This is a genomic window from bacterium, from assembly GCA_009926305.1.
Lineage (GTDB): Bacteria > Bdellovibrionota_C > UBA2361 > UBA2361 > RFPC01 > RFPC01.
Map to the genome: position 1 here is coordinate 1 of RFPC01000079.1, position 10,651 is coordinate 10,651.

The following is a 10,651-nucleotide window of genomic DNA, read 5'->3' on the forward strand; positions in this document are numbered from 1 at the left end:
TCTCTCGTTCATGATCTCGTGAAAAAGTTCAATCTCCTGGATGATGTCAACTTCATCAATGAGAATAGTTGGAATATCAATATCGAGCCAGCTGCCCCATCGAAGTGGAAGGATATGTTGATAAAGTTCAATGCCAGGAAGTGTGATTTCCTGCTGCAGGGCCTTCAGAACTTCTATACTTTCTCGAGGAGGAACTTCTCTTCTATGAGCAAAGTCTTTGAAACACTGAGTCAATTCATGTTCAGATTTTTCAGAGAAGTGCAGTAGCTCATTCCAAGTCAAGAACTCTCGAACAGGGAAAATCTCAAGAGACGAGAGGTTGCCCTCTACGGAACGTTGAGTAACGGGGCAGAAAAATCCAATCCCATTCACTGTATTGGCAAGGAACTCAACGCGTATCGGATTTTTTGCAGCTGCCGGATACAGATCAATCTTTCCGCCGCGAATTGCATATTCACCCACTTCCTGAACATTCGCCGTTTCTAGATACCCGTATTCTTCAAGGGCTGCTACTATCGATTCACGATCCATGCTGTCACCAGCTTGGATGGTACGAGAGAAGCGATGATACCATGGTATCGGAAGAAAAGACTGAAGAAGAGCAGTAGCACTAATAATAAAGATTCCAGGCTCCTCACTAAGAATTCGATTGAGGCACCAATTTCTATATGCAGCACTTTCAAGGTCACGATTGACCATCTCAAATGGCAGCGATGCGCGATGAGGAAATTCCCAAACGTCTTTATCCCACGTAATAGCCGACAGATCACATTTCAGTGCCCGAGCACGAGCTTCGTCTGGCGTGACTAAAAGGACTCTGGGAAGTCCATCGAGGAGACTGTTTACCGTCCATGCGGTTGCTGGTCCATGCGCTCCGTAGAATCGTTTCACGCGTCTTACTCTTGTTTTTTAGTTGGCGTTTCTTTGTATCTGAGCCTCAAAGCATACGAAAATTTAGTAGTTTTTGCCATGGTTTGAGCTGACGAGCCTATGTATGCGCTGGATGAGGCATTTCTGAAAATTAACACAGAACCTGTCCGAGAGAGTTAATAGATTTTCGAAATCTGCCGATAGCTATTAGGTAGCGTATGCGGGAATGTACTATGGATATCACGAATCTTCTTCAGTTCGCAGTTCAAAATGATGCCTCTGATCTTCACATCGCAGCTGGAGAGCCTCCAATGGTTCGCGTACACGGTTCAATGAAGAAGATTAAATCTCCTCCGCTTGTTGCAGAAGAAACCCATGAGATGATTTATGACATTATGAATGATGTCCAACGGAAATCGTTTGAGGAACATAACGAGCTAGATTTTTCAATGCAGCTTGGTGATCTTGCGAGATTTCGGGTGAATGTTTTTCGGCAAAACCGTGGTCTTGCAGCCGTCTTTCGTCAGATTCCCACCACGATACTCTCCTTAGAGCAATTAAATCTTCCTCCAGTGGTTCGAGATGTATCTATCCGTGAAAAAGGACTGGTTCTGGTCACGGGACCAACTGGTTCTGGAAAATCCACTACGCTTGCAGCAATGATTGACTTTATCAATGCAACCTATGAAAAACATATACTCACTGTTGAAGATCCGATTGAATTTGTTCATGTCTCGAAGAAAAGTCTTATCAACCAGCGCGAAGTTGGGGCACATACGCATTCGTTCAAGAACGCCTTGAAAGCTGCACTTCGAGAAGATCCAGATATTATCTTAGTTGGGGAAATGAGAGATCTAGAGACTATTCAATTAGCCTTGACTGCAGCTGAAACAGGACATCTCGTTTTTGGCACATTGCATACCTCGAGCGCACCTAAGACGGCAGATAGAATTATTGATGTTTTTCCACCTGAGCAGCAGGCGCAGGTAAGAGCGATGTTTGCTGAGTCAATTCAAGCAATAATCACTCAAACACTGTGTAAAAAAGTGGGCGGAGGACGCGTTGCCGCCTTAGAGATCCTTCTCGGTACGCCAGCGGTTCGAAATCTGATACGAGAGGGTAAAATTCATCAGCTTCCAAGCACTATGCAGACATCTCAGTCTGTTGGAATGCAAACGCTTGAAATGCATATTCTCGATTTAGTAGGACAAAATCGGATTACAGAAGAAACTGCTATTGAGAAGTTGGGTAAACCAGACTTGTTTAAGAACGAGCGGGGAAGATAGTAGTGGAAAGAAACACTCGGGGTAGGGGGCATGTTGCATGATTGAGATAAGCAGACTTCTAGGGCTGATGTGCGAACATGGAGCTTCAGACCTTTACCTTACGGTAGATAGTCCTCCCATGTATCGTATTAACGGGAGCATTCGACCTGCAGGCAATCGTTGCCTTACGCCCGATGAAACAAGGGAGCTTGCGTATAGCGTAATGAACGACCGACAGCAGCGTGAGTTTGATGAGCTGAATGAGATGAATCTTTCTCTTTACTACCCAAACCTCGGTCGATTTCGGGTAAATGTCTTCATTCAGAGAGCCTGTGTCGGTGTCGTTATTCGCCAGATTCGTACTGATATACTGACTCTTGATGACCTCGGATTACCAGAGCCGCTCAAAGATGTTGCCATGACAAAGCGTGGGCTGGTTCTTGTAGTGGGTGCTACGGGTTCAGGTAAGTCGACGACATTAGCTGCCCTGATCGATCATCGAAATGAAAACAGCGCGGGTCATATTATTACCATTGAAGATCCAATAGAGTTTATTCATGGCCATAAGAAATCTATCATTACCCAACGAGAAGTCGGTGTAGATACGGAGAACTATCATCTCGCCCTGAAGAATTCGCTTCGTCAGGCACCTGATGTAGTACTTATCGGAGAGATTCGCGATACAGAAACGATGGAAGCAGCGATTACATTTGCTGAGACCGGCCATCTTTGCTTTGCGACGCTCCATAGCAATAACGCCAATCAAGCAATGGAGCGAATAATAAACTTTTTTCCGAGTGAGCGGCATCAACAGGTATATCTTCAGCTCAGCCTTAATTTACGATCCATTATCAGCCAGCGGTTAGTAAAGAGTGTGGATGGAAATCGAGTGGCAGCAGTGGAGCTACTACTCGATAGTCCTCGGATTAAGGATCTTATTTATAAATCTCAGATAGCCGAATTGAAGGAAGCAATGGAGAAAAGCTCAAATCAGGGGATGCAAACGTTCGACCAAGCCCTTTATGACCTTTATGCTGCCGGTGCAATTAGTTTAGATGAAGCTCTGCAGAATGCTGATAGTGCGAACAATCTTCGATTACGAGTCAAGCTCTCAGAGGATGCATCATCTGCAAATGAGAAGCAGAAGACCCGTAGAACGGGGAAACACAATGCCGCTAAGGGAAAGACTTCAGACCCACATTCGGCATCAGAGACACAAGTGAGAGAGATTTCCACAGAGCAGAAGAAAAAGAGTTCAAACGAAAAAGAGGAAGAGGCTCTCCAGCTTGATATCTAGCGATTCGAGCTTTTTAATACTATTCTTGTTCACTTCAGTGCGTGTATGTGCTTCATAATGAAGCTACATATTGAATCGAAGTCATTACGGCGATTATCGAGAAAAAAATATTCAGATGAAGGGAAGAAACATGCCTGAAATACCTGACAGGGAGTTATCTGTTGAAAGTGGGGCATGGAAGCGAAGATCCTCTCGACTGGTGTATGAGAACCAGTGGATGAAGCTCCATGAAGATCAAGTAACTACGCCGTCTGGAACGGATGGGGTGTATGGCTGGTTGGAGTTGCAAGAAGCGGTTGTCGTCCTAGCAATTTCAGAGAAGGATGAAGTGGTACTCATTGGACAGGAGCGTTATCCAGTACAGGAGTATTCATGGGAGTTGATTGAAGGTGGTATCGAATCAAGTGAGACACCTCTTCAGGCTGCTCGTCGGGAATTAAAGGAGGAGGCAGGAATTATTCCAGCCTCGCTCATTCCTTTGGGTTCTCCCTTTCATATCGCAAATACGCGGACCAATGAATTGGCGCATGTATTTCTTGCCACTGGTTTAGAATTTGGGAATGCTCAACCGGAAGAAACTGAGGTTCTCCAGCAAATGCGACTCCCAGTAGAGGAAGTATATGAGATGGTTGATGATGGGACTATCAGAGACTCATTAAGTATAATAGCCTTATTACGGTATCGTGTTCTCTTTTCTCGATAAGAAAGAGAGTATTTTTAGAAGAAACCTTACCCATGAATGAAAATTCAATGCCTCTTTTAACACAGCAGCAAAAGCGAGTATCGAGTGAGAAAGGCTTTTCTCTTTACCGTGAAATTGCGGTTGGTGACGGCGGATGGGGTTCTCTCTTATGGTATGAGGCAATTACCGGGATAGGAAGTATTCTTCCAGGAGTTTTGGGTTTGGGTTTTCGTTCCCTATTGTATCGTTCTCTTTTTGGCGCCTGCGGAGCACGACCATATATCGGAAGAGGAGTAGTCATTCGAAATGCCTCTGGAATTCAGCTTGGTCAAAAAATGCTGATCGATGATTATTCGATTATTGATTGTAGAAGGGGAAGCACCATCACCATCGGAGATCATACGTGCATTGGTAGAGGTTCTATTATTGCTGCAAAAGGTGGCAACATCACATTTGATTCAGGAGTGAATATTGGAACAAGTTGTCGTATTGCTACGCAGAGTAGTATTGTTATTGGAGCAGGAGCTCTCGTCGCAGCGTACGCCTATATTGGCCCTAGTAATCATGAATGGGATGAGGACACGGAGTCATTCATTGCTGGGAAGATGGAGAAAAGGGGCGGTGTAATAATTGGCGAGTGTTCCTGGATTGGAACCCGTGCGACAATACTTGATGGGGTTACTATTGGAAAAGGATCGGTAGTTGGAGCTCATTCTCTCGTGAGAGAAGATGTTCCTCCGAGAACAATTGTTGCTGGCTGTCCCGCAAAAATCATTGGTACCGTAAGTTCCGAAGAAGAGACAGAAGAGTAATTGTAAATCAGTAAAGAGTTTTTATGACTGCTCGAGGGAAGTACGTGTTCAGTATGTCCCTGTTATTTCTACCAGCAATTGCTTGAAACATGCCTCCAATTTGGCACAAACCTACTCCATGCCCCCATCCAGCACCGTGAAATAAAAATGTCTCGGCTTCCTTGGTAATACTAATCGAGCTACTAAAGAGAAAAGATGGATGAAGTAGTGAGCGAATTTCATATTGAGTTCGACTATGATACGAGCCGATGTTTCCAGCTATAGTTTCAAAAATAAATTCCATCTCATGAATGCGCCCGGATTTCCCCCTTCTGATGGGGTTTAAATCGGTGACAATTCTCGCGTCTGTAACCCCTGTTCGTTCGTTCAGGTATGATGCCAGGCTCGTTGCTTCTTCTCGATGTTTCCATCGGAAGTATTCACCTGCATCATCGACACCACCAAGATGAGCGAGTAAGATGTCGGGATCTCCTCCACAAAAGAGCGATTCATCTTCTGTAGGCTCAGAGGATGTCCATTTTGCAGTATCGTGAGCATTTACACTCCGAGGGCCATCGGTTACTGATGATATTCCAGCGGCTGAAAATCCAAAACAGTCCTCTACTTTTTCACTAATGCCACCGCAGCATTTTGAATAGTAAGCAGGAACGATTGTTCCTGCTTCAGATACAAGATACTGACCTGCTGTTTGAAGAGATGCGTTAAGAGAGTCTTCAGCTGCGAATGTCACACCATGATATCGCTGACAATCATCATCGTTACATAACTCATAAGAAGAACCAGGGTGCTTTTCATTTAGAAAACATTTTGCCCAGCTCCTTGCTACTATTGTCTGTGCTTTAACGAATTCTACGGGTGTTCCAGAAGACATCTCGGATACCACGACACATGCAAGATAGTGTTCAAATGGAAGAATATTCACTATTTCAAGAAAGCCATTGTGACTTTTAATCTCAAAGACCCCGGGAAAATCCGCCTGAATTTCTTTTTTCCAGTGAAAGCTCCTTCCAGCGACGATAGGACTGATACTCAGGGTTTTCTTCGGAAAAGCTGATTTGGAAGGAGAAATAAATAGGCACTCGGTTGATTGGAGTATTTCGCCAGATTCATTGCGTAGTTCAACAGTCTCATCACGTGCAATCACCGAATATTTCCCTGGCTCTACAAGCCTGCCTTCCGAAAGCGCTTGAGGCGAATTGTCATTCAGGCACCGTATAGGAGCATCAATATGAATTGATGCGGTATTCTTGCCGTCCTCAAGCAGAAGTATTCCCACCCGTATCTCAGATGAAGCGACCTCTTTCTCAGCAACGTTTAGGGGTTTTGGTTCAAGCACCCGTAAACTCCTCTATGGATACAGCGAATTGTTCTCCAATCTGTAGTGCGAGCTCCTGATGTTGATGGAGGAGTTCGGATGGAAGCTCTGTAACTCTATTCTCCGGTAATGTATTTACAAAGCGCATATTTTGCTCATGCAGTGAGCGATGTTCTTGAAGATCCTGTTTGAATAGTCTCTCAAGCTGTGATGCAACGCTTGCTGCATGATGAAGACTGTGATTAAAAAGTGCAAAATTAATCTGTGAAGTGAGTAGTTGATGAGCAATTTGCTCGGGCGAATAGCAGCCTGAGATTGCTTTCATATCCAGATCATCGGTGATTGCTACACCCGTATATCCTAGTTTTTTTCGCAAGAGCATTTTCCCAACTATATTTGACAGTGACGCAGGATACTGTTCGTCAATCTTGGGGAACAGAATATGAGAAAGCATAATTGCTTTCAACGGGATAGTATTATTCTCGATAAAGGGGATCAGCTCCCTGTTGAGAAGCTGTTCATCGCTCAATTCAAGGCGAGGAAGCTCAAAGTGAGAATCTTCAATGGTATCTCCATGACCCGGAAAATGCTTAGCAGTTGCGATAACGCCGGCAGACTCAAGTGATACAATAAAGTGATTACTTCGCTGACAGACCTCGTCTATAGACGTTCCAAAACTACGGGGGCCGATAACAGCATTTTTAGGATTTGAAAAAATATCGAGACAAGGCCCAAAATTCAGGTTGATGCCGAGAGATTTCAATTCCTGTCCAATTGCACTTCCGACTGTCCCGGCCTTGCTCTGCCAGTTCAGGGGATAAGGAAATTTCGTGAGAGGTGGAGGCGTTCTGATCACTCTGCCCCCCTCGTGATCGAGCGCCCAAATCATCCTAGTGCGACCCGTTGCTTGCATGATATCGCTTCTAAGAAGCAAATACTGCTTGAGCCAAACGGTATAAGGCTCATCGAGAAGAAAAGCGTCTTTTCCAAAGTGAATTCCAATTGGACGCACTGTCTTCAGGAATTCACGAGTCTCTGGCGAGAGCGTAGTTTCATTCACTCGGATGACAATATGATTACCGGGGCATATGAGCTGATTCTCATCCATTGAAATAACTAAGTCCTCCTTCGACGGGTATAGCGTTTCATCTGAGTTCTCATTGTTCAACTGAAATATTTCTGTCCGAGAAGGGAGGCTTCTCGGATGTTCGCGACCTCTTGCTCCATTCAAGTGCCCCTTGAATAGCTCCTGATACGATCATGCTAGGCAAAGGGGGAAGCGCCTCTGCCGCTCTTATTGCGTCATTCGCTTCGCTCAAAATCTCTTCGCGTCGTTTTTCCGCAATTTTTCGATATTCAATTTTTGCCGTTTGACCTCTATGCACTCTCTGGGTTGAGGTTGTGAATAACCACTGCAGAAGATGAGTGAGTACATTTGTTTCTAGGAGTCTTTGAGGAGTGACAGGAACATTTTCTCCCATGGCTTCAAGATGTGGAAAGAGTTTGTGGTCACAGTATTCAACGAGGGAAAAAAGCATGGCGAGTTGCGAAGGCTCTGTCTGAATGAGGTCTGAGTTCCAAAGGAGTTGATCAAGACAGAAGATGATATTCCAGAAATCTTCATATTGTTTATCTCCTGCTGCCAAGATAGCTCCCGATGAGCTCTTTGAGTGCATCATTCGTGAGGATTGAGCGGAGAGAGTCTCTTTTGGGTGAATTTCAAGGGTTGGCGCGCACTTACGGACGACGCCGAGAATTTTTTCAGACTCAAAGTCGTTCGAGTAAAAAAGAATCGGATGTCCAGCATCTTGAGTTTGGCACACGGCCTGAGTTTGGCACATGGATTGTACGTTTACTCCAGAAGGGGGGTAGTCAGTAGCCTTAGGTTTCTTTGCTATCATCGTTATTCGTCATTGTAGGCGGAATTTGCGTCGAAAAGCTACTATTCAACGCGACGCTTACCAAGAAGCGGCTTGAAGACAATCACGAGAATCTCTATTGCCAAATCTTGCAGGGTTTGGTCTCTCGGCGTACCCTTATGGCGTATGCTCGAATATATTTCTCTACGACAGTCTTCCTTTCGTGCCTTCTTCGCTGGAGTGGCTCTTTCGCTAGTCCTGACGCTTTTCTATTTTTTTCTGTTAGCTCCTCAACGCTCATTTCCCATGATTCCAGATGGGAACTACATGGGACGTATTGCTTGGGATGATTCCCATCTCAACGGCTTACCACGCATCTTTCTCTTGGAAAAGCTTGGGGATGAATACACGATTATGATTCCTGGGCCCGAAAGAAAAACGATAACGGGGATCTTCTCGCCCACAACCGATGAGCCTATTCCACGGTATCTTCCGCTTCAGGTCAGTACGCAAAAGAGTCACTTCCTCTGGTTTAGCTCTGAGGAATATGACTCAAGGAGGGCTGTGCTATCGATGAATGGAGAGGTCTTTGAGCGAAGACTCGGCGCCCTAGGGCGTTGGACTTTGCGACCAATTGATTTTGAGACTAGGGCGCAAATGGGAGCACCTGAGAAGTTCGTTGAAGAAAAGGCTCTCCTTCTTGAAGTCTCGCTTCTTCTGGAAGAGAAGACTCTATCAGAGAATTTAGATTATGAGCAGCTCTCGCTCAGACAGCGTGAAGAAGAAGTGCGCCTATTAGAAGAGCAGGTGACAAGCCCCGAATCTCTCAGAGCTGAGGGGATGGCTCGAATTCAACAGCTGGCAAGCAAGTTAACCGATCAAAAATCCATGCAATTTGAAGCGACGAAAAAACTCCATGAAGTTGCAAACCAATTGTCGTTTGCCCGCGGTGTTCGAGACTATGGAGAAGTAATAGAGTTGTCGCGGAAGTTGCGAATGCTTGAAGAGGAGATAATTTTGGCAGAGGAGGGGGGATTTTTTACGATGACCCTGCCCTCGGCTCATCATGTTATGCCTGATGAAGAGCATGGAAGACCAGCTTCGTCTATTCAGATGATAGAGGGAGGTCAAGGGTGAACTATCTCAGCAAACCATTCGTGAAACGTTGTGTCTGTCAGGGGCTGAGTTTGATTCTCATACCACTTCTTTTCAGAAGCGAGGTGTTGAATGCTGAGATACAAGTCGACAGTGAGGGCAACAAGAGAGAGATTGAACAGCATGCTGATAGGATACTTATTGCCCATGTAGATCACATGCCTCGCTCGAAGAGCCTTATTGGCTACTTTCTCTTGGAAGATGGAACGCTGGTGATGGGAGATGGGGTTTCTATTGAACAGCGTGCGGAAGGAGATGGAGAGACGTCTCGTATTATCTGGGCCATGAAAATTCCCCCGGAAGTACGAGACGTTCAAGAGGTTGTCTTTCGAGAAGAGGGAGCACAGGAGTCTCCTGCAGTCTACCATCTGAATAAAACAGATTTTTTTATCTCAACACTTGAAGGTGCTGACGCTATTCGGCAGCGAATTCAATTTCTCAGACGTCAACAAGCACTGCTACAACAAGATCGTAAGAAGCTTGAGCGTTTATTTGAGAGCTTGAGAAAAGACGCACATGTCATAGGCCAGTACGATCGAATTCAAGGACTGGAACGAGCAGTCCAGAAGAGTGAACGGCAGCTACAGCAAACACAAGGCCAGACTCAAGATATCGAGAGAGAGCTTATTGCGTTAAAAAAATGGCAAGCACCAATAGATGTAAGAGAACGAAAGCAGACCTATGTGAAAGACGTGCAAGAATTGCAGCGGAGGAAGACAGAGTGAGTAACCAGCAGTTACCTGAGCAAGGTCTAGCATTTTCAGATAGTTTTACGAATGATATTTCGGATGCAGAGTTCAATACTGCAATTGATCAACTTGCAGAAGTCGTCTCTGACCGCGGTATGGTTGCTCTAACAGTATTTTTCTTAGAGGCGCATAGACCTTTGCGTGCGATTATTGGACAGGCCACCCTGTTTTCTGCACCGCTTCTTACCTGTTTTTTTGGCTCTAGTAAGGTGCAGACAGTTCTGCGCATTATGGAGAATGATAATGGCTATGAAAGATTGATTATGCGTTTAGAAGAACTGAGGTAGAAAGATATGGGAGTTGAGCATTCTACACCGGGACTTCTGCTTCTACTCATAGCCTTTTTAGGTCCAGTCATCGTTCTTATTCGAAGAGCGGCTGCGGGCAAGAGTATCTTTATTCGGCGTATTCCTGGGGTGGATGCTGTTAATGAAGCCGTTGGGAGAGCTGCCGAGTTAGGGCGGCCAATATCGTTTACAACGGGACTCACCTCAGTCAGTCCGGTCTTATATGCGTGTCTGGGAGTACTCTCGTATGTGGCCTATCGCGCAGCACGATTCCGTTCACGACTGCTTGTGCCCCAGTATAACCCAGAAGCAATGGCTATAGTTGAGAATGCGGTTCGAGATTCATATCGCGAGGCGAGA

Annotated in this window: 12 protein-coding genes; 8 read left to right on the forward strand and 4 right to left on the reverse strand. The window is 45.3% G+C overall.

Annotation, left to right across the window (positions count from 1 at the left end; translation table 11 throughout):
- Positions 1–891: hypothetical protein (locus EBR25_10795; GenBank protein ID NBW41470.1), on the reverse strand; the 891-nt coding region annotated here is incomplete at its 3' end.
- A gap of 212 nt (positions 892–1,103) precedes the next feature.
- Here EBR25_10795 and EBR25_10800 point away from each other — a divergent pair.
- From EBR25_10800 to EBR25_10815, 4 genes are all read left to right on the forward strand, one after another.
- Complete coding sequence (locus tag EBR25_10800; protein ID NBW41471.1) at positions 1,104–2,156, forward strand: type IV pilus twitching motility protein PilT; 1,053 nt, start codon at positions 1,104–1,106, stop codon at positions 2,154–2,156.
- A 37-nt stretch (positions 2,157–2,193) separates the two neighbouring features.
- Entirely contained in the window at positions 2,194–3,432 is a 1,239-nt protein-coding gene (locus EBR25_10805) for a PilT/PilU family type 4a pilus ATPase (protein ID NBW41472.1), read from the forward strand.
- Between the two features lie 70 nt (positions 3,433–3,502).
- Positions 3,503–4,135 (forward strand): NUDIX hydrolase, encoded by a 633-nt coding sequence (locus tag EBR25_10810; protein NBW41473.1) that lies wholly within the window; start codon positions 3,503–3,505, stop codon positions 4,133–4,135.
- Positions 4,136–4,167: 32 nt separating this feature from the next.
- A complete protein-coding gene (locus EBR25_10815) occupies positions 4,168–4,926 on the forward strand; it encodes a hypothetical protein (protein NBW41474.1) in 759 nt (252 codons plus the stop codon).
- 7 nt (positions 4,927–4,933) lie between these two features.
- Here EBR25_10815 and EBR25_10820 read toward each other — a convergent pair whose 3' ends face one another.
- The 3 genes from EBR25_10820 to EBR25_10830 are packed head-to-tail and all read right to left on the reverse strand — an operon-like array spanning position 4,934 to position 8,082.
- Complete coding sequence (locus EBR25_10820) at positions 4,934–6,262, reverse strand: SpoIID/LytB domain-containing protein (GenBank protein ID NBW41475.1); 1,329 nt, start codon at positions 6,260–6,262, stop codon at positions 4,934–4,936.
- Positions 6,255–7,349: a glycoside hydrolase family 3 protein gene (locus EBR25_10825; protein ID NBW41476.1), complete on the reverse strand. Its 1,095-nt coding sequence runs from the start codon at positions 7,347–7,349 to the stop codon at positions 6,255–6,257. Before EBR25_10825 ends, EBR25_10820 begins: the two co-directional genes overlap by 8 nt.
- A gap of 49 nt (positions 7,350–7,398) precedes the next feature.
- A complete protein-coding gene (locus EBR25_10830; protein ID NBW41477.1) occupies positions 7,399–8,082 on the reverse strand; it encodes a hypothetical protein in 684 nt (227 codons plus the stop codon).
- 204 nt (positions 8,083–8,286) lie between these two features.
- On the opposite strand from EBR25_10830, the gene EBR25_10835 reads away from it, so the two are divergent.
- The 4 genes from EBR25_10835 to EBR25_10850 all read left to right on the forward strand — a co-directional run.
- On the forward strand, positions 8,287–9,237 hold the full coding sequence (locus tag EBR25_10835) for a hypothetical protein (GenBank protein NBW41478.1): 951 nt from the start codon (positions 8,287–8,289) through the stop codon (positions 9,235–9,237).
- A complete protein-coding gene (locus EBR25_10840) occupies positions 9,234–9,980 on the forward strand; it encodes a hypothetical protein (protein ID NBW41479.1) in 747 nt (248 codons plus the stop codon). The genes EBR25_10835 and EBR25_10840 overlap by 4 nt, the downstream gene beginning before the upstream one ends.
- Positions 9,977–10,291, forward strand: coding sequence for a hypothetical protein (locus EBR25_10845; protein NBW41480.1), 315 nt, complete (start codon positions 9,977–9,979; stop codon positions 10,289–10,291). Before EBR25_10840 ends, EBR25_10845 begins: the two co-directional genes overlap by 4 nt.
- Positions 10,292–10,297: 6 nt before the next feature.
- Positions 10,298–10,651 (forward strand): hypothetical protein (locus tag EBR25_10850; protein ID NBW41481.1); only part of this gene is annotated, 354 nt, incomplete at its 3' end.